Origin of the sequence: Dyadobacter sandarakinus (assembly GCF_016894445.1) — a bacterium.
GTDB lineage: Bacteria > Bacteroidota > Bacteroidia > Cytophagales > Spirosomataceae > Dyadobacter > Dyadobacter sandarakinus.
Genome location: NZ_CP056775.1, coordinates 1,587,576 through 1,613,422, shown reverse-complemented (window position 1 = coordinate 1,613,422; position 25,847 = coordinate 1,587,576). Strand labels below are relative to the sequence as shown.

Annotated in this window: 14 protein-coding genes; 9 read left to right on the top strand and 5 right to left on the bottom strand. The window is 51.2% G+C overall.

The features are described 5' to 3' along the window. Positions 1-41: 41 nt before the first annotated feature. Complete coding sequence (locus tag HWI92_RS06390; RefSeq protein WP_204661738.1) at positions 42-3,425, bottom strand: T9SS type A sorting domain-containing protein; 3,384 nt, start codon at positions 3,423-3,425, stop codon at positions 42-44. A gap of 193 nt (positions 3,426-3,618) precedes the next feature. Here HWI92_RS06390 and HWI92_RS06385 point away from each other — a divergent pair, with 193 nt between their 5' ends. Both HWI92_RS06385 and HWI92_RS06380 read left to right on the top strand, forming a co-directional pair. After that, positions 3,619-4,221 (top strand): GDSL-type esterase/lipase family protein, encoded by a 603-nt coding sequence (locus tag HWI92_RS06385; RefSeq protein WP_204661736.1) that lies wholly within the window; start codon positions 3,619-3,621, stop codon positions 4,219-4,221. Positions 4,222-4,234: 13 nt separating this feature from the next. Continuing rightward, positions 4,235-4,960 (top strand): esterase family protein, encoded by a 726-nt coding sequence (locus tag HWI92_RS06380; protein WP_229248997.1) that lies wholly within the window; start codon positions 4,235-4,237, stop codon positions 4,958-4,960. A gap of 2 nt (positions 4,961-4,962) precedes the next feature. On the opposite strand, the gene HWI92_RS06375 is transcribed toward HWI92_RS06380, so the two are convergent. Continuing rightward, positions 4,963-6,984: a PAS domain-containing sensor histidine kinase gene (locus HWI92_RS06375; RefSeq protein WP_204661734.1), complete on the bottom strand. Its 2,022-nt coding sequence runs from the start codon at positions 6,982-6,984 to the stop codon at positions 4,963-4,965. 586 nt (positions 6,985-7,570) lie between these two features. Between HWI92_RS06375 and HWI92_RS06370 the strand changes: the two genes are divergently transcribed. Both HWI92_RS06370 and HWI92_RS06365 read left to right on the top strand, forming a co-directional pair. Further along, positions 7,571-10,036, top strand: a complete 2,466-nt coding sequence (locus HWI92_RS06370) for a Kelch repeat-containing protein (RefSeq protein ID WP_204661732.1) — start codon at positions 7,571-7,573, stop codon at positions 10,034-10,036. Positions 10,037-10,294: 258 nt separating this feature from the next. Next, entirely contained in the window at positions 10,295-10,759 is a 465-nt protein-coding gene (locus HWI92_RS06365) for a hypothetical protein (protein ID WP_204661730.1), read from the top strand. A 62-nt stretch (positions 10,760-10,821) separates the two neighbouring features. Here the strand turns inward: HWI92_RS06365 and HWI92_RS06360 are convergent, their stop codons facing one another. Beyond that, positions 10,822-11,943 (bottom strand): AI-2E family transporter, encoded by a 1,122-nt coding sequence (locus HWI92_RS06360; RefSeq protein ID WP_204661728.1) that lies wholly within the window; start codon positions 11,941-11,943, stop codon positions 10,822-10,824. Between the two features lie 401 nt (positions 11,944-12,344). On the opposite strand from HWI92_RS06360, the gene HWI92_RS06355 reads away from it, so the two are divergent. Then, positions 12,345-17,261: a malectin domain-containing carbohydrate-binding protein gene (locus HWI92_RS06355; protein ID WP_204661726.1), complete on the top strand. Its 4,917-nt coding sequence runs from the start codon at positions 12,345-12,347 to the stop codon at positions 17,259-17,261. A gap of 602 nt (positions 17,262-17,863) precedes the next feature. Here the strand turns inward: HWI92_RS06355 and HWI92_RS06350 are convergent. After that, positions 17,864-18,193, bottom strand: a complete 330-nt coding sequence (locus HWI92_RS06350; RefSeq protein ID WP_204661724.1) for a hypothetical protein — start codon at positions 18,191-18,193, stop codon at positions 17,864-17,866. Between the two features lie 538 nt (positions 18,194-18,731). Between HWI92_RS06350 and HWI92_RS06345 the strand changes: the two genes are divergently transcribed. Continuing rightward, entirely contained in the window at positions 18,732-21,455 is a 2,724-nt protein-coding gene (locus tag HWI92_RS06345; RefSeq protein ID WP_229248994.1) for a PQQ-dependent sugar dehydrogenase, read from the top strand. A 78-nt stretch (positions 21,456-21,533) separates the two neighbouring features. Here the strand turns inward: HWI92_RS06345 and HWI92_RS06340 are convergent, their stop codons facing one another. After that, on the bottom strand, positions 21,534-22,451 hold the full coding sequence (locus HWI92_RS06340) for a Nif3-like dinuclear metal center hexameric protein (protein ID WP_204661722.1): 918 nt from the start codon (positions 22,449-22,451) through the stop codon (positions 21,534-21,536). A gap of 189 nt (positions 22,452-22,640) precedes the next feature. On the opposite strand from HWI92_RS06340, the gene HWI92_RS06335 reads away from it, so the two are divergent. From HWI92_RS06335 to HWI92_RS06325, 3 genes are all read left to right on the top strand, one after another. Continuing rightward, a complete protein-coding gene (locus HWI92_RS06335; RefSeq protein WP_204661720.1) occupies positions 22,641-23,246 on the top strand; it encodes an alpha-ketoglutarate-dependent dioxygenase AlkB family protein in 606 nt (201 codons plus the stop codon). 132 nt (positions 23,247-23,378) lie between these two features. Then, positions 23,379-24,437, top strand: a complete 1,059-nt coding sequence (locus tag HWI92_RS06330) for a LacI family DNA-binding transcriptional regulator (RefSeq protein WP_204661718.1) — start codon at positions 23,379-23,381, stop codon at positions 24,435-24,437. A gap of 185 nt (positions 24,438-24,622) precedes the next feature. Further along, positions 24,623-25,846: an Nramp family divalent metal transporter gene (locus HWI92_RS06325; protein WP_229248993.1), complete on the top strand. Its 1,224-nt coding sequence runs from the start codon at positions 24,623-24,625 to the stop codon at positions 25,844-25,846. Position 25,847 lies beyond the last annotated feature (1 nt).

Sequence of the window (25,847 nt, the reverse complement as noted above, 5' to 3'; positions counted from 1 at the left end):
AATGCGTGCATTTGCAAGCATTTGCCCTGAAAGCGGGTACCTTACATTTTGACAAAAGCTTTGTTCTGATTCACCGTTTTTCCCGTAATCCTGATGTAGTATACTCCCGCCGCCACGCCATCGAGGCTCATCGCGATCCTGCCTGACTGAGGTGATACTTTCATCTTTTTATGTTTGATCAGAATACCTTTTTCACTGAAAAGCTGCACAGAGACAGTCTCCGGGCCTGCGGGAAAAACATTTATACTCACTTCTTCGGCTCCGGGATTGGGAAACAGGTAGGATTCTTCCCCTGCATGTTCAAGCGAGATGATCCGTGAATAGGTATAGCTGCCATCTGCATCATTCATTCTCAGCCGGTAGTACAGCTTTTTATGCTGCAAGGAAGGTAATGTATGATCTGCAAACTGGTAGTTCTTTGTTTCGGTCTTGCTGCCTGCTGCATTCACCGTACCTACTGCTTCAAAAGTCTTTGCGTCCATACTTCGTTCGATGGTAAAATCACGCGCATGTACCTCACTAACAGTTTCCCAATGCAACTGTACATGGCTTTCAGCCATTTTTCCGGTAAATGTAAGGAGGGTGACAGGCAGGGCGGGGATACTGGTGTGTACGAAAAAGCCACTGAATCCCTGGACGGGAAATGTAACTTCCCATCTGCCGGACTGCGGGTTCCATACAATTGCTTCATCCGCCGGGTCAATCGTAACTTCTGCTCCGTCGTAGCTGCCGGGCAGACCCGATGCATCGCTGCTGGTACCGTGGTACTGCGCAATCCTGAGATTGCTTCTCGCAGCAAGGTCGTCCGGGCTACCAGGGAGTTTCAGTGTGCTGGCCGGATGCGCATTGAATGCATTGAAGTCTTCCTGTGAAAAGTAGAGGGTGACCGTTCCGGTAGCCGTTCCGGCATTGTTGTCGGGCGTGATCTCGTAATGCCGTCCGACAAAAGGCCTTCCCTCCCAGGCAGGTACGTCAGTCTCCTTCCATACCTTCGCACGGATGTTGCCGGCCGCCGCATGCTCTCCCGAAACCCGCAGGGAAGAGATGACTTCACAATCGTTCGCATTCACGAATTGTGTGCTGCTTTCTCCATTTACTTGTACGGTGACCTCGCTGTACCCCTCGGGAAGGGTTACCCGGGTGGGTTTGAAAATAACGATCTTGTTATCAAAAGGCCGCCCTACGATCAGGTAGTCATAGGTTGAACTGTAAGCCGTGACAGGATTGTAGCTATCATCGACGTTGGCGCCCATGACACTGTTGCAGCTGTTGATCATACCCGACACACCTTCCGCTGCACTTCCCCATGTGATAGCGCCGCGGCGCCCGTTCCAGGAGGGACTTGCCACCAGATAGTCGCCATTTGGAAGTATTGTAACGCCATTTTGCGGCACGATACTGCCAACCTGATCATGAGCAGCACTTCCGATCAGCGAGTTGGATTCGGTTATATACCCAGAGGTAGGCCTCGTTCCGTCTGCCCAGGTAACTGCGCCCGGGGCGTTGTGCCAGACGTTGCTGCTGACGACGTAGTTTCCATTTGGTAAGGCCGTGATGTTTATTCCGGCATTATCGAACATTTTGTCGCCCATCAGCGAATTGGCTGGTGAAGCAGCTCCTGTGGTCGGTTTTGTACCATTACACCAGGTAATTGTTCCATTGTAAATCGGGCCGGTCCCTACAACTACATAATGCCCGTTGGTAAGCGGAAAAATGCCCCGGTTGCCGGGCCACGAATTTTCGCCTGCCCCGAATGCATTGGTACTGTCGATAGGACCCGTTGAGGGTTGGGTGCCATCCATCCACCTGACGCCCGTCATGTCATTGATCACGTAGTTGCCGTTCACAAGCGGCACCACACCCGGCTGATCTGCGCCCAGAATCCGGCCGCCATATGCGTGTGCAATCACCGAGTTTTGCGCTCCGACTAGTCCTTTGATCCCCGTTTTACCACTGCCCCATGTCACCGCGCCCTGTCCGTTCCATTCGCTGCTGAGTACCACATAATTTCCATTGGTAAGTGCATGTATTCCACCACCGCCAACATTGTCACCGGACTTGGTCCCCACCAGGGAATTCGCTTCACCTACGATCCCGGTAACTGGTGACCCGCTTCGCATAAAAGTGCATGCGCCTGTTGACCGCTGCCAGTACGCGCTGCTGGTCACGAAATGGCCGTTACCAAGATCGAGCATCTGATAACCTATCCAATCATCTTCATCGCTTCCGATCAGCGAGTTGGACGCGCTGATTTCACCCGTAATGCCCTTCTCTGCATTTCCTACGGTCACTGCACCGCGTTTGCCGTTCCAGGAAGGACTCTGGACCACATAGGTACCATTCGAGAGTGGAAAAATGTTTATCCCGACGTAGTCGCCGGGTTCTGAACCTACCAGGGCATTCGTGGCGTTGATTTCACCCGTGGCACCGGCCACCCCGTCGCAGCGCATGACCGCTCCGCGCTTCTCATTCCAGCGCGACGCAGATATAATATAACTGCCGCCCGACAACTCGAATACGCCGTACCCAAGCTGGTCTCCCGGGAAGGTACCGGTGACTGAGTTGGACGGTGACACAGTTCCGGTAAGTCCCGTACTTATGTTGTACCAGGTGACTGCACCCCGTTTCTCATTCCACTGCGGTGACCCTATTGTAAAGTTTCCATTTTTTAAAACCAGCGGACGCTCGCCCACCCGGTCACCTTCCCTGGTTCCTGTCAATGCCCGGGCAGCGTCGATCTCGCCCGTAAAAGGCTGACTGAGAAGTACGACGGCCCCGCGGTCGTTGTGGTAAGAAGGCGCAGCAACCAGGATTTTGTTGTTGTCCGTGAAATTCATCATTGCTCCCACGCTATCCCCGGGGTAGGTGCCTGTAAATGCATTGCTGGTGCTGATATGACCGCTGGGCAGGGTATTTCCGTCCGAATAGATGAGGGCCCCGCGGGATTCGTTCCAGGTAGGAAATCCCATTAGGAGCTTGCTATCGGGTTTGCTGCGGAAGTGAAGAAACAAATACTTATCCTTCATGACGAGCGAATTGGCAGCCGTGACTACCACGGTGCCGGTCTGGTTTCCTTTGATGAGTGTGAATGCCGTGCCTCCTTCCGGAAGGACGGATGAAGTGATGAAGTTGCTGTTGGGCAGCGCTACGATAAATCCGAGATGAGCATTTGCCGCCCTGCCGGTGATCCGGGACATCAGTGCATGTGTTTTTCCATTGTACAGGTATACGGCACCTGCATCCTGTTTGTCGCCTTCGTCGAAGTTGGCATCTGAGACTACATAGTTACCGTTGGGAAGTAACACCACGTGGCCGCCAAAGTATCCGCTCCCAGCCGGACCATTGATTTCAATGGATTGGGCATTTGCAGGCAAACAGAGGAAGAAACATGAGGTAAAAAAAATAAAAAGCAGAAGTTTTTTCATAAGCAAGCGGAGGGGTTGAGGTGCGTTTGTCCTGTACGTTTTATAAATCAGAAAGATACCGATAAATGCTGCACATTTGTAACCCTGTATAACAAAATGGACAATCATCTGTATGGTAATACTCAGGTAACATTTGCACGATATTTTTGGAGGGGCGCGCTATGCTTTATTAACTGCGAAAAAATTAACATTTATGGATTGGTATGAACAGGAGGTGGAAAGAGTTGTGGCGGAAAGAGACCAGCTGGCCTACAAACCGGAAACTATTTTCTACGGAAGTTCGAGCTTCACAAAGTGGGAAACCCTTTATCATGATTTCTCCGGGTACAAACCCGTAAACCTCGGTTTCGGTGGCTCCACGCTCGCGGCCTGCTGCTGGTTTTTCGACCGCATTGTGGCACCCCTGCCTGCACCTCAAAGGATCGTGATCTACGCGGGCGACAATGACCTGGGCGACGGGCGGAATCCCGAGGAGGTATTTATTTTCTACCGCGACCTGATGCGGCAGATCACGGAAGTATTTGGTGAGGTACCCTGCTACTACATCAGTATCAAACCGAGTTTGCAGCGCTGGAACATCATCGGAGCCATCCGCGAGCTGAACAGGCTCATACAGGACGAGGTCCGCCGGCATGAGTCGCAGCATTACATAGATATTACCCAGCAGATGCTTACCGCCGGGGGTACCCCCGATCCCGCACTGTTTGAGGAAGACGGGCTGCATCTGAGCCCCAAGGGGTACACATGCTGGACCCGTATCATCAAGGCGGCATTGGGCGCGCCGGCACAACCATAACGATATAAAGGTCATGAACAGGGCATATCTTCAATCTGCCAGTACTGTGCTGGGTAAATGCATGGAGCTGCTCATTTTCGGCGACAGGGGCAATCCCGTCATCTTCTTTCCAACTCGCATGGCGAGGTTCTTTGATATGGAAAACTGGCGGGTCATCGAAGCCATGAGGCCACGGATCGAAGCAGGGGAAATTCAGGTTTTTTGTGTAGACAGCAACGATTCGGAAAGCTTTTACTCAGACCGCGAGCCGGCCGAGCGTATCCGTCAGCATATGCTTTATGAGCGCTACATCCTCGAAGAAGTGATCCCGATGATCCGGACCCACAACCAAACGCCGGGACTGATCGCGGCCGGGTGCAGCCTGGGCGGGTACCATGCAGTCAATATTGCATTCCGGCATCCTGATCTTTTTGTAAAGGTGGTGGGTATGAGCGCCCGGTATGATCTTACCAGGGCACTGGAATATTTTCCTGATGTATTTGACGGGTACTATGATGAAAACATTTATTTCCATACACCCAATCATTATATCCCAAGACTTTCCGAGCCCGGCATTATCAGCCTTTTGCAGCAGATGGATATCATCCTGGCCGTAGGGGAGGAGGATGCTTTTCTTGAAAATAACATAGAGCTCAGCCACGCTTTGAATGACATCGGCGTGAGCCACCAGCTTTTTATATGGGGTGAGGAAGCCCATCGCCCGCGTTTCTGGCGGGAGATGGTGAAGCTTTATATTTAACCTTAATATGGAAAATAAATACTGAATGTAGCGCCCTGACCGGGCTCGCTCGTAGCCATGATCGCCCCCCCGTGATTAGCTGCTACCTTATCACAGATCGCCAGCCCGATCCCGGTACCTGCAAACTCGCTTTTGCCGTGAAGCCGCTGGAAAACCTGGAATATGCGGTTTGCATACTGCGGGTCGAACCCTATGCCATTATCTTGTATGTCAACGCGGTAGTACTTGGGCGAGGCCAATGCAGGATGCACGTGCGGCGGCACGTCCGATGCGTCTACTACTTCAGATGAAATGGTGATTTCGGGCTTACCGTCGGGCTTTCTGAATTTGATGGCGTTGCTGAGCAGGTTGGTAAAAAGCTGTATAAGCTGCATCTGGTCACCCAGGATTGCGGGCAGCTTGTCAAAGTTCACCATGGCGCCCGATTCCTGAATGCTCAGTTCAAGGTCCGAGATCACCTGATGCACCACGCTGCTGAGCGAAATGCGCGAAATGTTGGTCTGGTTATTGGAAATGCGTGAAAACGAAAGCAGGTCTTCGATCAGCACGGACATTCGTCCTGCTGCGGCCCGCATGCGGTGCAGGTAGTCGAGCCCGTCGCCCAGGCGCTCGCCGTAGCGGCTTTCGAGCAGGTTCCCGAACGACTGGATCTTGCGGAGCGGCTCCTGGAGGTCGTGGGAAGCTACGTAGGAAAATTGCTGCAGATTGTCGTTCGAGCGGGTCAGCTGCTGGTTGCTTTTCGTCAGCTCGTCATTGGCATTGGCCAGCTCGTCCACGGTACTTTCCAGCTCTTCATTGGTAGCAGCCAGTTCTTCGTTGGCGGCTTCGAGCTCCTCGGTACGCAGCTGCACGAGCTCCTGCAGCGATTTTTCAACTGAGCGCTGGGCAGTCACATCCTGTACCGTCCCGCTCATTTTGTAGGCTATGCCCTGTTCATTGAAAAATGCCCTGCCACTTACCGACAGGATCCTGCGTTCGCCTGCCACTTCGGGATCGAGCGCATACTCCACGGAAAACATGCCGTCGGAGCCGGGTCTTGTCGCTGATTCAATGGCCTTTTTCACGCGGGGTACATCCTCTTTGGCTACCACGCTGTCCGAGCGTTCCATCGTAAGTTCCTCTTCCGGGCTGATCCCGAACCATGCGCGCAGGCGGGGCGAAAAATTCATCTGCTGGGTTCGCATATCCAGCTCCCAGGTACCAAGCTGGGCCATGTCCACGGCGCTGCGCAGGTTCGACTCCGCCTCCTGGATCTGGCGCAGCGCCATCACCTCCTCGGTCACGTCCACTGCCATGTGCAGGATCGCATACACTTCGCCCGAAAAGTTGCGGACGGGCTTGTAGGTAAAATCAAAATACGATGTCCTGAGCTCGCCGTTGATCATCAGGTTTGCACTGCTGCCCTGGGACGTATAAGTGGTACCGGAGGAGTATACATCTTCCAACTGGCTTAAAAACGGCTGTCCGGCCAGCTCCGGCAATGCTTCCGCCAGCGGCAAACCAATCACCGAATGGTCTTTTCCCCAGTAGCTGATCATGGTATCGTTCACAATCTTGATCCTCAACTCCGGTCCGATATACAATGCAGTGGCTACGGGAGCTTCCAGGATCATCGTTTTCATCAGCGACTCACTGCCCTTCATGCCCGTCACATCTCGGGTGAAGCAAAGGAGGCTCTGTACTTGTCCGTGGGCATCTTTCTCGGGAATGACGAGGGTATGATGAAACAGCTCGCCCTGCGGGGTCGTAAGCTTGTTGTAATGCTCATCCTGCTGGCCGGATGCTGCCACCGATTGCAGGCACGAAAGAAAATCCAGGGCAGCTTTGGAATTGAGAACTGAATCTGTCAGTTTGGTTCCGTGCAGCCTGGCATATTCCACACCTATAACCCGTTCCAGGGTTGGATTGGCATAAATCAGCTCGAAGTCGGTATTCCAGCGGGTAATAATATCGGGTGAAGCCTGAACAATACTGCGGTAATCCACTGCATTGTCAGACTCTGAAGAGAGGGAGAGATGGCTCATTCAAAACTACTTGGTTGTAAAAAGCTGTTATGCGGTTGTTTGGAAGGTGTGTTGATGAAGTACCAGAACACGCAAGGTCTTGCGCAAGCATTAAAAGTATAGAATCTTCACCTGATTATAGAAAAAAAATCAGCTGCGGGCGAATTATTTTTAACTACCGCCTGGCTGGATTTAAATGCCCCTGCAAGCTCCTGTACACACTTTTTGATGTAAACAGCAGTTACACTTTACAGGCCGCCACTCCCGCAGCAGCTACCGACCCGGGTATTTTTTTCCGCCCCACTTGGCGCGAAATTTCATCAGCTTCTGGGAGGGCAGAACCTGGATTTGAATTACCATTCTGATACATCAGCGGGATTGCGTTTACAGGTAAGTGTTAGGGGAGCAAACAGTTACGTATGCAGCCGGCGGTACAATCCCGATGTGCTGAGAAGCTTATTCCACATAACTAGTTGGGGCTTTGTAGGGGCAATGTTCCACTTCATTGAGAACCAGCTGTAAAGATGTTTTTGGCACACGGTTTTAAACAGCGAAGCTGTATAACTCTTTCAGTTCATCCAATTCGTCTCCTTAAAGCTTCTTTTTAATGATTGAAAAATTTTACCTCCCGGCCGTATTACGGTCAGGGCTCGCCCGGTACAGCGGCCTCAGTTCCCGTTTATTTTTTAAGATGTGCGCTGGTGCCATCGTTTGTTCTCCTGCTGTAAACGCACAGGATTGTCTCCCCAACAGCACATTGCCCTGCGACAGCGTCAGGGTTGCGCTGCCGTTCAGGCTTACTTTTGCGGGCTCCGTGCCCAACTCCATTCAGGATGCCGCAGGCGCGGGTACCGGTTTCAGGATGGTGCAGCATTATACCGGAAGCCGCCTGGCGGCAGACGGCGCGGTTGCCAATGCATCATTTCCTGCCTACCTGCCTTCCAAATTGCTGGTGACAGGCGGTCAGCTGAAAGTAGAGTCTACCAAAGGCATCGCTTACCTGGATAATAACAACCAGCTTAATACATTGGGCGTGCAGGTTGATGCGCGCAATGAACTGGAAATCGTGGCAGACCTGATCAACCCGTTCAATGGGTCGCAGGATGAGCAGGCGGGTATCTGGTTCGGGCTCGGTGAGAAAACATACATCAAGTTGGTTGTCACTGAAAACAGGTTTGAGTTCCGGCGTGAGCTGAATGATCTTTCCAATAAAACCACGGGCACGTCCAATCCCGACCAGCGGCAGACAGGCGTCGTCAGCGGACTAGGCAGCAAAACCGTCCGGCTCAGAATGGTGATCAATCCTGAAACCGGAAAGGCAGCAGGTTACTACTCCACCAATGGGGGGGCGTCGTATTCCAATGTGGGTGCAGCGTATGCGGCTGCAGAGCTCAGCATTGCAGACATGGGGCTTACCGGCGGCAGCGCCTATGCTGGATTGTTTGCCACCCACCGAAATGGCAGCAAGCCTGTAAACTATTATTTTGACAACTTCGGCGTGAGCCGGCCCCTGTACTTCGATGCTTCCCGCTACGACTTTGAGGTCGTGGACAGCAGTCCGGCAGGTTCACAGGTAGGCAGTGTGCGTGCGGGAGCTTCGGGCGGAAGCCCGGTTTCCTACCAGATGATCGCAGGAAATACCAATGGGATGTTCAGCCTCAATGCATCATCCGGTGCATTGACAACCGGTAAAAGGCTCAACCACCACAGTCAGCAGGAATTCAGGATCACGATCGTGGCAAGCTCAGGCACGACCCGCGACACTACCACGGCTGTGGTACGGGTAAATGGTCAGCCTGTGCCCGAGGCATTTACAAACATATCCTGGACTACCACTGCATCCCAGCCCTACCGCGTGAGTGAGGCCCAGGGTGAAGTGGTCGGCGGGCGACTGTATTCCTTTGGCGGGTTCGATACGCAGAAGGTCAAGTTTACGCCTACTTTCCGCTCCTATATGTATGATCCGGCATCCAATAAATGGACGGCGATTGCCAATCTTCCGCATACGCCAAACGGGGCAAACTATGGTGGGGTGACCCATGCAGGTGTGGGCACAGATGGTACCGACATTTATTTTGCTGGGGGATATACTTCCAATGCAGATGGTACCGGGCAGACATTCGGGGTGCAGCAGGTATGGAAATACAATGTTTCTCAAAACACGTATTCAAAACTGCCCGACCTTCCGATCCGCATTGCAGCAGGCCAGCTGGAATATGTTGCCGGCAAGCTGCACCACATAGCAGGTACGAATGCTGCACGGACGCAGGACCTGGGCAATCATTATGTACTTGACCTCGACAACCTTGCAGCAGGCTGGAAAACACTTGCGCCGCTTCCTACGCCGCGTCAGCATGCCGGTACTGCTGTTTTTGAAGGAAAGATCTACTACATCGGAGGTCAGACCGGCCATGACGAAAAACTTGCGACCAGGAAGGACGTGCATTGCTATGATCCCGCTACCAATACCTGGACCAAAATGGCCGACCTGCCTGCACCGGGCACCTACGGGCTCGGGCATATTTCTTCGAGTGTGGTAATTGCAGGAAACAGGCTGATTGTCATGGGAGGAGAAACACAGCATGGTACCTCGGTAGGGCTGGTGTCGGCGTACTCTCCGGCAACCAATACCTGGGAAAGCCTCACGCCACTGCCGGCCGGGCGTTACTCGGGCGTGGCAGCCTACCTCAATGGCATGCTCTTCTACACGGGCGGTTCCAAAACAAATACGACTTACAAAGGTATCGTCTCGTCACCGGCAGGTACCACGGCAAGGGTAGCGGCTGAGTTGCCGCAATTATTTTCAACGGAACGGAAGCTTGTGGTATTTCCGAATCCGGCAGTGAGCGGAAACATTTCCGTGCAACTTGAAAATTTTGCAAAAAACGAAAGTGTCAAAGTTTATATCGTAAATGCATTCGGTAAAACAATAGCATCCGTAAGATGTATAACCGATGAAAATGGTCATGCAAATACTACGTTTAGAAACGCAATTTCGCTACCCAATCAAACTTATATGATTAAAGCGGAAGGTGCGCAGGGAAATGCATCAGGCAGAATCCTGGTGCCTTAAACAGGTTTATCGGTAATCGTTTTACAAGCGGATTGTATTGCTTTCCAGAAGTTTGGGGGGTAATGCAATCCGCTTTTATTTACTTGAAAAAGAAGAAAAGAGCGTTAAGAGAAATCTGATGCAGGCGAATAGTTTATGGGTTTATAAACATTATAATAAAAAACTACTTTAATTTCGCGAATGCAAAAGTGAGAATAAATAAAATGTTCCATTACTTTTGTAGAAGTAATTTATAATAATGTTATAACCCATTTAATTATGAAGCCGAAGACAATTAAGTTCTTTTCACCGGAAGAAAACGCACCTAAAACAGAGACCAAATCACAAGCAAAACCAGGCGGCTATATCTCAGGATCAGGGAAATTGGTATTCCCTTCCAAAACCCTTGAGGAACTCGGTATAGAGCCGGACGCTGCACACTTCAAGATCGGAACACAGGACGGTAAAAGAAAAATGAAATACCTTTATCTGATTCCGACTACGGATGCTGATTCTTTTTCACTGGTGAAAAGCGGCCGTGGTTATGTGGTTCCATTGTCATTGATCCTGCAAAAAGGCGGCATTGATTTTGCCAATACAAAGCATGAGTTTGTTGTTACGCTCTTTAATTACGAGGAAGGTGTAACCGGTTTTGAATTGGAACTGACCTCCAATGAAGAAAAACCTGAATACACCGGCAAACGCCGCGGACGCAAACCAAAGTCTGAGACTGTTGCGGAATAAGAAAATAGATTATGCAGTTAAAAGCCTGTGAAGATCGTCTTCACAGGCTTTTTTTGTGGCTCTTAATTCTTGGGAACGCTTCCTTTGCTCAGGATCGGGATTCGCTTCCGGAATACCGGGAAGGTCATCGGGCTGCGCGGCGGACGTTCGTCCCCAAGCAGTACTCCCCACTGCCTGAACAGGGTAGTACGGTCGAATATCACTTTCAGGACCGCAATAATAGGCATGGAAAGGAACATGCCGGATATGCCCGCGATGTTGCCGCCGATAATGACACCGAGGATGGCGAACAATGCATTGATCTTGACTTTAGAGCCTACAATGCGCGGCATCAGTATATTGTTATCAAGAAATTGTACACCTGCAATTACACAAAGTACGGTTACAATCGGCCATAACTCGGTTGATGACGTCAGCGTAATCAGAACGCCGATGATATTTCCCAGCAACGCGCCCACATAGGGAATCAGGTTAAGAAATGCGAAAATTACACCGATCAGCAATGCATGTTTTATCCCCACAGCCATCAAAATACCGCCTACCAAAACAGTCATATAAGTAACCTGGATCATCAGTCCGACAAGGTAGTTTTTGATAATAGATTCTGTTTCGTAAATCGCTTCCTTTACTTTTTCATGATGATCTTCTTTGAACCACATGAAAATGAAGCGCAGTAAAATGCTTTTGTAAAAAAGGATGAGGTAAATGTAAATAGGGAGCAGTCCGAGAAATACGAACAGCGAGCTGAGCGTAACAGCTGCGCCACTTGCAGTTTTTCCTGCAAAGCTCAACAGATCATTTGTATTCTTATTAATGAGTTCGACCTGCTCGGTGGTAGAGTAATCACTGATTTTGTAAACCCAGTTGCTCAGGGTCTGCAGGTGAATATTAATGTTCTTTCTGATCTGCGGAAAGTCGGCCACCAGGTCTCTGATCTGAGAGGAAAAAAACCAGACGATTAATCCCAGAATAACAACCAGCAATAATATCGGCAAAACAATGGCGATCGGTTCCGGCACCCGGTACTTGATTAAAAAACGAAAAACCGGGAGCAGCACAAGGCTGATAAAGAAGGCCATGATAATAGGCATCAGAATATCACTGCCTACTGCCAGTACTGCCACCAGCAGTACCAGGCCGAGTAATTCAATGGATCGCTTGACAGTAATCGGAAAGTCGTTCATGTAATTAAACAGGGGTAAATTAATGGGATGATTTGCAACTTTTTATTTTAACTCAGTCACAAAAACCATACCGTTTCCCCGGCCCTCGCACCAGACCTCTTCCCGGAACAACATACATCAGTGCGGGCGATACAGCATTTAAATTACTCAAAAGTTCTACTACATTGTAGATACAAGTTTTTGTCAATCAGCAATTTAATTCTAAAAACCTTTTATTTTCCATCGCTTTGCCCGTATTTTTAGGGACTTTATAACGCTATGACACCAAGCCGGGCGGCCATTTGCCTGGCAAATTATTAACCAGGGAATGCCCCGTCCCGCATAAGTTGATGATTTTGAGTTGGTAATGAGGATCAGGTTCCGCGAAAATGTGAAAAGTATCTACTAATACGTAAACCTCTATGAAAAAATCTTTTACCGGCTTCCGCCCGATCGGGTGGCTTGCAGGAATGATGTGCGTGCTGCTGTTACTTCATGCAGGCATTTCCAAAGCACAAAGCGTGAACTTCACCCCGAGCGGGCTGAAAGAGATCAAAATCAAAAATCCCACCTCCCTGCAGTTTGGTCCGGACGGCAGGTTGTATGTTTCCCAGCAGGACGGGATCATCCGTGCCTACACCATCAAGAGGAACGGGAAAAACGATTACACCGCCACGGCTACCGAGACCATCAGCCTCATCAACAAAATCCCCAATCACAATGACGACGGGTCGCTGAACAACACTGTCAAAAACCGCCAGATTACCGGCATACTCGTTACGGGTACCGCGGAGGTGCCGGTCATCTATGTAGGTTCCAGCGACAGCCGTATCGGCGGGCCGGATGGTGATCTGAACGTGGATACCAACTCGGGCATCGTATCCCGGCTGACCAAAACTTCGGACGGCTGGGACAAGGTGGACCTTATCCGCGCATTGCCGCGCTCCGAGGAAAACCATGCAAACAATGGCATGCAGCTCGACAAAAAAACCAATACACTTTACGTGGCGGTGGGCGGCTTTACCAATGCGGGTGCTCCCTCGACCAACTTTGCCTACATTACCGAATATGCCTGGGCTGCCGCCATTATTGCTGTGGATCTGGGCAAAATTGACGCGCTGCCTACCAAAGGAAGCGGCGATACCAAATACAAGTATGACCTGCCCACGCTGGATGATCCTACCCGGCCCAACAATGCGGACGGCAGTGATCTGAATGATCCTTTTGGCGGCAATGATGGCCTGAACCAGGCCAAGATCACCACGGATGGTCCGGTAAAAATATACTCCACCGGGTACCGCAATGCCTACGACCTCGTGATTACCCAATCGCGGAAAATGTACACCGTCGACAATGGTGCCAACCAGGGATGGGGCGGAGGCCCGGACAATGAAGGTACGGACGGCAAGGTGACCAACAAATATGTGAAAGGAGAGCCGGGTTCGAGCGGGCCCGGGATGAATGATCCGCAGGTCAACAACCTGGACGGGCTGCATTACATAGGCAACATCGATACCTACGTAGCGGGCAGCTACTACGCCGGACACCCCAATCCGATCCGGGCGAATCCGGCCGGGGCAGGACTATATACCCGCTCGGCAACCGACAGCGTGTGGCGAAACAGCAAGACGGGCGACCATCCGCTCCCGGCTGACTGGCCGCCGGTGCCGCTGAGTATGGCAAACCCGATTGAGGGCGACTACCAGAACCCTGGTGAAACGGACAATTCGCTGCTCACTTTTCCAATTTCTACCAATGGCATTGCGGAGTACACGGCTTCGAACTTCAACAATGCCATGAAAGGCAACCTGCTCGCCGCCTGCTGGAACGGACGTATTTACAGGATTAAACTGAATGAGGCAGGCGATGACGTGCTCAATAAAAAGGGTGAAAGCCGCCTCAACCAGGACGCTGCTTTTGCGCAAAGTTTTGGCTCTCAGCCGCTGGATGTGATTGCGCAGGGCGACAACGATGTATTTCCGGGTTCTATCTGGGCCGCTACCTACGGGGCCGATGCGATCATGGTGTTTGAGCCGGCGGACTTTGCTGCCTGCACAGGCGAAGACCGCGCTGACCTGGACGACGATGGTGACGGCTATTCCAATGCGGATGAAATTGATAACCAGACCGATCCCTGCTCGGCTGCGAGCATGCCAGCGGATGCTGACGGTGATAAGATTTCGGACATCAATGATGACGACGATGACAATGACAAGATCCGGGACGATGTGGACCTGTTTGCAATTGATGCCAAAAATGGCCTCGGTACCAGCCTGCCTGTTTCCTATGAGTTGTTCAACAATGATCCCGGCACCGGATTCTTCGGACTCGGGTTCACGGGGTTGATGACCAATAAAAAAGCCGGCAACGATTACCTGAAAGTATTTGATGAAAATAACCTGATTGCGGGTGGTGCCGTGGGAGCATTCTCCATTGTAAAAGTGTCTGCAGGTACAGCCCTCGGCGCGCAGAATGATCAGGAAAATGCATTTCAGTTTGGGATCAATGTCAATAAAGAAACAGCTCCGTTCACAGTCCGTGCGCGGATACTTGGTAGTTTTTTTAACAATAGAACGCCGCAGGACGGACAATCTCAGGGCATTTACATCGGTACCGGCGATCAGGATAATTACCTGAAAGTCGCGCTGAATGGAAATAAAGGCAAAGGCGGTATTGAGGTTATGTTTGAAAATGAAGGAAAGGCGGTTACTACTCAGGTGGATGTCGCCGGTATCCTGGATGCAACGACCATTGATCTGTTGCTGGCTGTAAATCCTGCAACCGGTAATGTACAGCCTAAATATGCCATCAATGGCGGCACTGCTGTGAATGCAGGTGACATTGTAAAAACAGCCGGTACCTTACTGGCTTCTATCCAGAATGACCCGGCGCTGGCCGTGGGTATTATTGCTTCTTCAGGCTCGGGCGCGGACTTCACGGCAACCTGGGATTACATCCGCGTCACATCGGACGCTGCGGCAGGAGCAGGCTCCTGGCAGGCACTCGACATCCAGTCCGGGGCAATCATCGGACGGGAGGAGAATGCATTTGTTCAGGCGGGAGATCAGTTCTACCTGCTTGGCGGGCGGGGTGTGCTGGCCGTACAGGCGTACGATCCGGTCCGGAAAACCTGGGAAAACAAGGCGAAGGTACCTATGGAGCTCCACCATTTTCAGGCCGTCGTGCTGGACGGGCTGATCTATGTAGTAGGTGCGCTCACCGGCAACTATCCCCGCGAAACACCCGTGCCGAATGTTTATATATACAATCCTCTTACGGACAAGTGGACCAAGGGCCGCTCCATACCCGAGGATCGCAGGCGCGGTTCCGCAGGGGTCGTGGTTTACAATAAAAAGCTGTACATAGCAGGCGGTATCCTCGATGGTCACTGGACCGGACACGTGCCCTGGCTTGATGAGTATGATCCTGCTGCCAACACCTGGAAAGAGCTGGCAGACGCACCCCGCGCGAGAGACCACTTTCAGGCTGCCGTAGTGAACAATAAGTTGTATGCAGCAGGAGGGCGCAGGTCGTCCGGCAGTACCGGTGAGGTTTTCAGCCTTACCGTACCAGAGGTAGACGTTTATGATTTTGGTACGGGTAAATGGAATACACTGCCCGCAGCTGCTAACATCCCTACCCAGCGCGCCGGTGCCGGTACCGCGGTGCTGGACGATGAGCTGATCATCATCGGAGGCGAAAGTCCGCAGCCCAAAGCTCATAACGAAACCGAGGCGCTAAATGTCAATACCAATACCTGGCGCAAGCTGGCTAACCTGAAACAAGGCCGCCATGGATCGCAGCCGATTGTCAATAACCGGGGAATTTATGTAGCTACCGGGGCAGGCAACCAGGGCGGCAGTCCGCTGCTCACCAATCAGGAAGTGTACTTTGCAGGTGATGCTACCACTCCGGTGGGCACGGCTCTGAAAGCAGGTGTGCTGGAAAGCGTCTCTACAATTGACTTTGGTAAAACAACAACAGGCCGCACCGTTACGAAGAGCTTGAAAATTTCCAATACCACGGGCAATCAGGCCATTGTAATTACGGCACTTAATAAGACAGGTGATGACGCATTTACCTACACAAGCCCGGCCGCACTGCCATTTGTGATCGGTGCCGGCGGAAGCATAAGTCTGGAAGTACAATTTAAACCAACCCTGGAAGGAGCTGTCACAGGAGCAATTGAGATCAAACACACTGCGGGTGATGGTACCAGCACGATTGCGCTGACAGGAGCTACGGGTGACGACGCTGCGCAGGCAACGCTGTACCGGATCAACTGTGGCGGGCCTGCAATTACACTCAATAATAAGCAGTGGTCGGCCGATCAGTATTTTACGGGAGGTAAAGTGTATTCCAATGCTGCGATCAAGGACATAGCGGGTACTACATCTGATGAGCTCTACAAATCGGAACGGAGCGGTGATACACCGTTCAGCTATTCTTTTCCGGTCAAAGAAGGTGTGTACCGGGTTCACCTGCACTTCGCGGAAATTTACTGGGGTGCGACCGACGGCGGGGCAGCAGGTGCTGGCAAGCGCGTGTTTGACGTCAACATAGAAGGTGGAGCTGTGGAGCTTGAAGATTTTGACATTTACAAGGAAGCAGGTGCGATGAAGGCTTTGGTAAAATCCTACACGGCATACGTTCGCGATGGAAATCTCGACATTGCATTTGAAGTAGGTAAAAATCAGCCCAAGATCTCAGCCATTGAAATTGAATCACTCTCCAGCGAGCTGCGCAACCAACTCGCTGCTAACAAGGAATTGCTGTACTTTTTCAGCCAGCAGGCAGGCTCGGTGTCACAGCGGCAGACCGTACGGATCACCAATGTGGGCGACGAAGTGATCGACATCCGCGATGTCCGCATTGCGGGTGTGAATGGAAACGAGTTCGTCCTGGATTCTGAAGGAAGCTCGAAACTGGGCAAAGGTGTGAGCAGTGAGATAGCTGTGTTGTTTAAGCCGCAGGCGCTGGGTGCGCGCGTGGCTACCTTGCAGATCAGCTATGCCGACCGCATTGATCCGCTCGAGATCATGCTGACAGGCGAAGGTACTGATAACCCCGCCCAGGATGCACGCCTGGTGATGGCTTACCCGAATCCCAATCTGGACGGGCATATAGCAGTGAGCATGGCACCGCAGGTGTCCGGAGATATCAGCTACGAGCTTGTGTCATCCACCGGTGCGGTCCTCGCGAAAGGACATTATGGAGACGCAGAGCCTGGCGCAACCATTCATCTGGATTTTTCACAGCAAATGCAGAGCGCCGGGATTTATCTCCTGCATGTGACGGGTCCGCAGGTACAGCAGTGGATCAGGCTGGTACATGAATAAGCAGGCTTACGGATGCCGGGAGGTCAGACTTATTGGACCCTCCGGCTAAATTATTTTCATTTTCCTTTAACCGATGCCCGGCCATGAAGCCGGGCATTGCTTTTACATGCCTGCGGGAACTTTGTCTTTTACAAGCAATCTCCAATTTGACAACTTTTTCAATGGGCTGATTTGGTTCCTAAACCGTGCACAATAAGGCACGATAAGCAATATACGTAGAGCGATTTTTCCAGGTATTTACATCATCAAATCCCTATAAAAAAACAAGCCGTTCAATCAATTTTGAACGGCTTGCGTAAGAACTTTAATGACAGTTAGATGGCCCGGAGCCGCTTTCTGAAGGAGTGTTTTAAATCTTCAACCTGGTTCTGCAGAAGCCAGTCTCTGAAATCAGGTACATTGGCAGGTTGGAAGTGTGTGATACTTCCATCTTTAAGCAAAATGGTGAACAGCTTTCCAGCCTGCAAAAATCTTGTTAAATGCGAAAAAGGGTAGTGAAATTCAGGGAAAAAATAGTTTGAAATGTCATTGTTCATTTTACCGAGCTAATTTTAATTTCAAAAGCTAATTAACGTTGAATAAACTGCCAGTTACCTGGTTAATCAGGAGAATTCCTTCTTCACTTTTTCATACAGCGAGAAGATGCGGTTGGATACCATTAAACACTCCTGCGACGACATCTGATCAATCGTGTTAGCGATTGCATTCCGGATGATTTGGCCTCTCTCATTGAAGCGCGGGCCTTTGTGGCTCACGATACTATAAATACTTTCCCACTCCCGGTTCAGTTCTCCGGAGAAGTACTTGGATGGAATCAGCTGGAAATAACTGGCTTGCGCTTTCAGATTTTCCTTGCATTGCAACAGGTTTGTGGTAAGGCTTTCTGTAAGCTTTGACAGCTCAATCAGAACAAAAATGTTTGACTTTCTCATATCAGGACGGCGTTATGTAACAATAATTAGTAACTTTCTTTCTACTGGTGTCTTGATCCTTAATGAACTGAAATCAGCGGGGAGATGATGAATGCTTACCTCGCAAGCTGCTTCCGATGTTGTTTAATGTTGGGATACCAATTTTCTAGTTAGTTGTTTAATTCATTGGTTGCACTTGAACTATGCGTCTGATAGATGGATTGGGATTACTTTATGAATTCCAGTGGATTTACGTTTTGCTATGCTTTCTATGCTGATCTTCTAACTTTTTCTTTCAAATACTTGCGTAATTCAAAATTTAGGTTATATTATTAGAAATAGTTTGCATTAACATACCTTCAAAATTGATCAAAAGAAGTGTACCTTAAAATAGGGTAGGGCTCAAATGGACAAATTGGCTCGTGAGGCGGACAAAGTTCGATGTGAAAAGTAGCAGTCCTGATCAGTAGTCGCTTCGTGCCTCTTTTTACTCATGAACATTCAGCAACAATTTCTTACCTGTAATAGAAAATATTCGCTTAAATAAACAGAAGTTATTTTGAGACACATTACTCTGCCAGCAACCCTGACCATCTTCATAGCGGCAAGCGCTACCTTTTTTTTCAATATTAAAAAGCATGCAGTACCTATCAATTCGCCCGACAAATATGCTTCCGAAGAACTCCGTGCAGATACCCTGCATGCGCCTGACTCCAGTCGCTTTACATACCTCACCCTGGCGTCGGGACTGGATGAACCCATGCAAATGGCAATCCTTCCCAACTACGATGTTGTGGTTGCCGAGCGCAAAGGTGCATTGCGGTACTACGACAATACAGCCCGAACCCTCAAAACCATTGCACAGCTGAATGTCTTCAGCGGGATTGAGGACGGGTTGCTCGGGGTGGCGGCTGACCCTGATTTCAGTAACAATCACTGGTTATACCTGTACTACGGAGTAGGAGGGAACAAAAATGTTAGTCACCTCGCGCGGTTTGAACTGAATGGTCAGAAGCTCGTTCGTTCGTCGGAAAAGGTGCTGCTGGAAGTCCCTACCCAGCGCCAGTACTGCTGCCACTCTGCGGGTTACATTACGTTTGATCCTCAGGGACTGCTGTACCTGTCGGTTGGCGACAATACCAATGCTGAAGAAATTGAAGGGCACAATCCCACAGATGAGCGGCCCGGCCGGGAGCTCGCCGATGACCAGGGTACTTCCGCCAACAGCAATGACCTTCGTGGCAAGATACTCCGCATCAGGCCCGAGTCAGACGGCACCTACACGATTCCCGACGGAAATCTTTTTCCAAGAGACGGCTCACAAGGCAGGCCGGAGGTGTACGCGATGGGCATGCGTAATCCATTCCGGGTTTCGGTAGATGCCAAAAACGGGTATGTGTATTGGGGAGATGTGGGTCCTGATACCGAAATAAAGGCCGAGGAAGGCAAGCTCAGCTACGAAGAGATCAACCAGGCCCGTAAGCCGGGATTTTTCGGCTATCCTTATTTTTTAGGGGCGAATGAGGTTTTTCCCGATTATGATTTTGCAACCAAAAAGGAAGGTCCCGGCAAAGATCCGGCACGTCCGGTGAATGACTCGCCCAACAACACCGGCATACGGGAGCTTCCTCCTGCGCAGCCGGCGTGGATCTGGTACGGAAAAGGTCCGTCCCGCCGCTGGCCGGAGGTCGGCAAGGGCGGCGCCAGCGCGATGACCGGTCCGGTTTACTACCGCGATCTATACCCGAATGCACCTTACAAACTGCCGGAATACTACCATGGCAAGCTGTTTATCTACGACTGGATCCGGAAGTGGATTATGGCCATAACGATGGACAAGGAAGGCAATTATGTACGCATGGAGCCTTTTTTGCCGGAGCTGCGCGTGGTCGCACCTATCGATATGCAGATTGCACCCGACGGCGCCATTTACCTGCTTGCCTACGGGACCAACTGGTTTGCGCGGAATACCAACTCAGGCATCATCCGGGTAGAGTATGCAGAGGGAAACCGTCGGCCGATCGCCGTGATGAGTGCCCGCCCGAATGTGGGAGGCGTGCCGCTTACCGTGCAGTTGTCTGCGAAAGGTTCGCGTGATTTTGATGAACATGATAAGCTTACCTATACGTGGAATATTGGCGGCCGGGCGTATCAGGGCGAGCAATTGAAACATACTTTCACAAAACCCGGCGTGTACGATGTTGTGCTCAGCGTCGCGGACCAGCATGGGAGCAAAGGCACGGCCACCACGCAGATCAAAGTAGGAAATACGCCGCCCGAGGTCCGGATCACTTCCCAGTCTAACCGGAGCTTTTACTGGGACGATGCCGCATTTGACTATAAAATCAGCATTAATGATAAAGAGGATCAAACTTTAAATCCGGAACGGATCACTGCGAGCTTCAACTACCTGAGTTACGGCAAGGACCTGGCGACGGCACTGGCATCCACCGGTGGTACCGGTATGGAGTACGTGCGGGCGCAGCAGCTTTATGCGTCGCTGGACTGCAAATCCTGTCATACGGTAGAAACTAAATCCATCGGTCCCGCGCTGAAGATGATTGCTGAAAGGTACAGGGACAGCACAGGAATGAGCGCCAGGCTGGCCGACAAGATCATCCGGGGCGGGAGCGGAAGCTGGGGCTCTTACCCGATGCCTCCTCACGCCGACCTCCCGCGAAAAGATGCCGAAGACATTGCGGAATACATTCTTTCGCTTGCCCGGACGCCGGAGCAACTCCCGCTGACAGGCTCCGTCAGGCTGACAGGGCATGAGGGTAAAGGATCCGAAGGAGCCTATATGATCCAGGCGGGCTATACGGACAGTGGGCACGCGGGCATTGAGCCGATACATACCAGCAGCCACCTGGTGCTGCGGAATCCGCTGATTCAGATGGAAGATTATGACGAGGGGAATGCAGGCGTGGTCATCGCCACCAAAAACACGGGTTTTATTTCCTACATCGCCAATATCACCTTCGGCAAATTCGTCCGCTTCAATCATATTGATCTCACTGGTGTTGCCGCCATCCATTTTCGGGTGCAGGAGCAAGGCGCTGGCGGGCGGATCGAGATCAGGCGGGGCACAAAAACGGGAACACTCATCGGCTCAGTCGAGATCGCGGGGGGCCAGGCAGCCGATCCGGTACGCGACTGGAAAGACCTGCGCGTGCCGCTTTCCGGTGCCCGGGGTATGTCTGACTTGTTTTTTGTTTTCAAAAACGAAAAGAAAACCGGGCCGCTCTTCCACGTCGACTATATGTATTTCGAAAAGCAAAAGTAGCTGCTCGGTTAACCACAGCTATACCCGGCCGCCTTCGAACCGGGTACAGCTGTGGCTGGAAAAAATGTCTTTCAGTGCCTAGTACCAGGTAAACGGACTGCCTGACGCGACGTGTGTTATTTTAATGCTCTGCAACTTGGGTTGAAGCCATTCCACGAAGTACTCCATGCCCGGCTCCTCGCTGGCAGCATGTCCGAGCACGATAAGTGCTGTTTTGTTGCCCATCAGCCCTGCATCCCTGAAATACTCGGGCGATTCCCATTCAGGTGCTTCACCTACGATCAGCACATCGGGCTGCTCGGCTTCCGACAGGCGCACGTGCCCCTGTCCGCCGGACGCACCCGGCAGCAGCGCAACACGCGTGCAAAGCTGCTCAGGGTTGCCAATGACGCGGAGGTGTTCAATACCAAGTGATTGCTTCAAATGCGCGACCATCGCCCCGAGCGAAACCGACGGGATTGTCATCATGGGTTTGTTTTGGTAATAAGGTACCCACCCGGTTTTCCGGACCACGCCGTAGCTGATCACGTCGGGCCTGATGGAGTGACAATAATCATGAAAACGCCATATGGCCATGTTATGTTTTTTGAGCAGCTCCTGCTTCTGGCTCACGATGCGGTTTGCCGCAACCCAGTCGGTGGCATCCTTATGGTTGTAAAAAGTCGGTTCATGGGCGATAATAAAATTGGCTCCCAGCTCCGCAGCTTTCCTGATCACTTCGGCAGTGGCAAACATCGTCGTTACAATGCTGGTTATCTGCTGGCTGCCGCTTCCCGCCTTGATCGTATCCACCGTATCCGGAATTTTGCTCAGCTTTCCTTCTTTCAGGATCAGATCAATGATGTCCTGTACCGTGTAGGTCTTGTTGTTCGTGCTGTTTGCGGGTAAAAACAGGCTGGTGCCTGTTGCTGATATGGTCAGTGCCGAGCGGATCAGTCCGGCTGTGAAGCGGCGGCGGCTCAGGTCGGTATGGCAGCTTGGTTCCGTAGGATACATGTATGCAGTGTTGAATGTTTCCAATGAAAAGGTACTATACAGGCTGTTTTACCATTATACTACAAGGTACCTTTCAAGCCTGCACGCCCTTGTTCCTGCCGAGCATGCCGGAGGCCGGCAGAAAGTACACCGTCACCGACCGATCCTGCATTGTTTTTTGTTAAGTAAAAAAGAAAATGATCAGGTAATATGCAGCAGCTCCATCTTTTTAATCCGTCCGAAAGCCTCCGTTTCCCTGAAAACCTGCTCGAATTTTATCCTGACTTCCTGCCAGGGAATGAAAGCACTGTATTACTGGAACACCTTGCTGCGACCGTGCCCTGGATGCAGAAGCGCATTATGATGTATGGAAAAGAGCTGCTGACGCCCAGGCTCACGGCCTGGTACGGCGACAGTGGCAAGTCCTACGCATTTTCTGGTTCAAGGTTTGATCCGCTTCCGTGGACACCTGAACTTTTTGCATTGAAGGAAAAAATAGAAGCGCGTACATCGCTGACTTTCAACAGCGTGCTGCTCAACTACTACCGAGACGGGAACGACTCCGTGGCCTGGCACGGCGACAATGAAAAGGAACTCGGACAAAATCCGAACATTGCCTCGCTCAGCCTCGGGCAGGCGCGCCAGTTTGAGTTCAGGAGCAGGGATGACCATGCCGCCCGGTATGCCTTGCGGCTGGAAAGCGGCTCACTGCTGATCATGAAAGGTGATTTGCAGCACAAGTGGGAACACCGCATTCCCAAGAGCAAATCGGATAGCGGCAGGCGCATTAACCTGACTTTCAGAACCATTTATTAAACCCCTGAGCCACCCTTGGCTGCACCGGGGCGGTACTCAGCAGGCCTGTCCGACAGGCGATTTTTTGCAGGTATAAATAAAGAGCTACTATCTTTACCTTTCCTGAATGACACAAAAACCCAGGCATCCCGGATGGAAAAAGAAAATGCTTCTTACGGAGTAAAGGAAATTGCAAGAAGAGCAAATGTTTCTACTGCCACCGTGGACCGGGTATTGCACAACCGTACCGGCGTGTCGGAAAAAACAAAGCAGCGGATCAACGAGATCATCAAAGAGCTTGATTACCAACCCAATATCCTCGCCAGCCGCCTCGCATCCCGAAAGGTCATCAATCTCGCAATCCTGATTCCGGCCGTGTCCGAAGAAACGAATTTCTGGGAGGCACCCCTCAATGGCGTGCGGCGTGCAGAGGCTGAGCTGAAACAATACGGGGTACAGACGCGGGTGCATTTTTTTGATCTGAACGACAAGGACAGTTTTGCCGGAAAGGTGCAGGAAATCCTGGACCAGGAAGTACAGGGCATATTGCTCGCTCCGTCGTTCATTGAAGAGACCAAGAAGTTTGCCGAGCTTTGTCACAAGCGCAAAATCCCTTTTGCCTTCATCGATTCGGACGTGCCGGGCGTCCACAACCTTACCTACATCGGACCGCATTTATACAAAAGCGGCTACGTAGGTGCCAAGCTGCTGACCTACCGGCTCAATGCGGAAAAGAAGGTACTGATCATCAACATCAGCAAGGAAATCGATAACTACAACTACCAGGAAATCGAGGACGGTTTCCGCTCGTACTTTAAAGATCACGATCAGCCGAATGAGATTGTCCGCATCGATATCCGCGAAACCGATTACCAGTCTGTGGCCAGGCACCTTACCTACGTTTTCCACCTCAATAAGGACATCGGCGCTGCATTCGTCACCAACTCCCGTGTTCATACCGTGGCTTCATTTCTGAAAAACAGCCACCGTACCGATGTATCCCTCATCGGCTATGATTTTGTAAAGGAAAATGTGGGTTACCTGGAAAGTAATGTCATCGACTTTCTGATTTGCCACCGGCCCGAAGACCAGGGTTACCGGGGCATCATGGCACTCTACCAGAGATTGATAGTCAACTCGTCAGTGACCAAGCTGAATTACATGCCCATCGACATTGTAACCAAGGAAAACTACGAGTTTTACCAGAACTAACGCAGCCTGCCTGCTGTAAGAATTCCTTTTTGGCAAACAGCATCTTTCCTGAAATTATTTTCACAAAACTTTACATATCTGATCCTCAATTCAGAAGAATTTAAATTTTCTTTCTACATTTACGGGCACGTGCCCGGTACTCACATCAAGTCACAGGCATTCGTTTCCTAAACCCCTTTTTTACATTGGCAAACCTGAAAGATAAAACGCTCCGGTGGCTCAAATCGCTCGGACCCGGCATGATTACCGCTGCCCTTGTTTTTGGCCCGAGCAAGCTGACGATTACTTCCAAGCTCGGGGCGGTGTACGGTTACTCACTGCTGTGGGTCGTGATCGTAGCGATTTTGTTCATGGCCGTTTTTACAGGCATGTCCACGCGCATCGGAGTGGCTACACACCAGTCGCTGCTGGCGTCGGTCAGGCAGAAATGGGGGAAGCCGGCCTCGGTGCTCATGGGGATTGGTGTTTTTCTGGTGACTACCTCGTTTCAGGCGGGCAACTCGATCGGGGTTGGGATTGCGGTAGGCGAGTTGTACCATACTTCTCCTGTTCCCTGGATTTTGTTTTTCAATGCATTCGGGATCAGCCTGTTGTTTTTCAGGAGTTTCTACTCGGTACTGGAGCGTACCATGATCCTGCTCATTTTTGTAAAGCTTTTTTCATTTGTCACCACCTTTTTCTGGGCTGAACCTGATGCGGGTAAAATCGTCAGCGGTTTCACCACACCCACCATCCCCGAAGGTTCGCAGGGGCTGATCATCGCATTTATCGCATCCTGCTTTTCCATTGTGGGTGCATTGTACCAGTCGTACCTGATCCAGGAACGCATCCGCATTAACCCGGCTTTGCGCGAGGCCAAAAACGACAGCACCACAGGGATCATATTACTTGGCGGAATGTGCAGTATCGTGATCATTTGTGCTGCGGCGATCCTCAATCCCAAAGGCATAGCGGTTAATTCTGCCACGGATATGGCCAAGGCACTCGAACCTATTTTCGGAAACAATGCATCCACGCTCTTCCTCGTCGGGCTATTCGGAGCTGCATTTTCCTCATTAATCGGCAACGCTTCGGTAGGTGGTACCCTGCTGGGCGACGCGCTGGGGCTGGGCAGTAATTTCAGCTCCCGGTCGGTGCGCTACCTGGTGGCACTGGTCATGATCATCGGCGCTTCCATCGCGATCCGGTTTGGCAAACTCCCGCTCGAACTCATCGTTTTTGCACAAAGCGTGACCATTTTCATTGTACCCTTTATCGGTACGGCCCTGTATATGGTGGGCAACGACCGGGAGATCATGGGCGACAAGGTCAACAGTCCGCTTGTGAAAGTAGTAGCAGGGCTTGGACTGCTCGTCATCTTTTCGCTGGCCATCATCAACTGCAAAGAATTATTCCTGAACAATCCGTAAT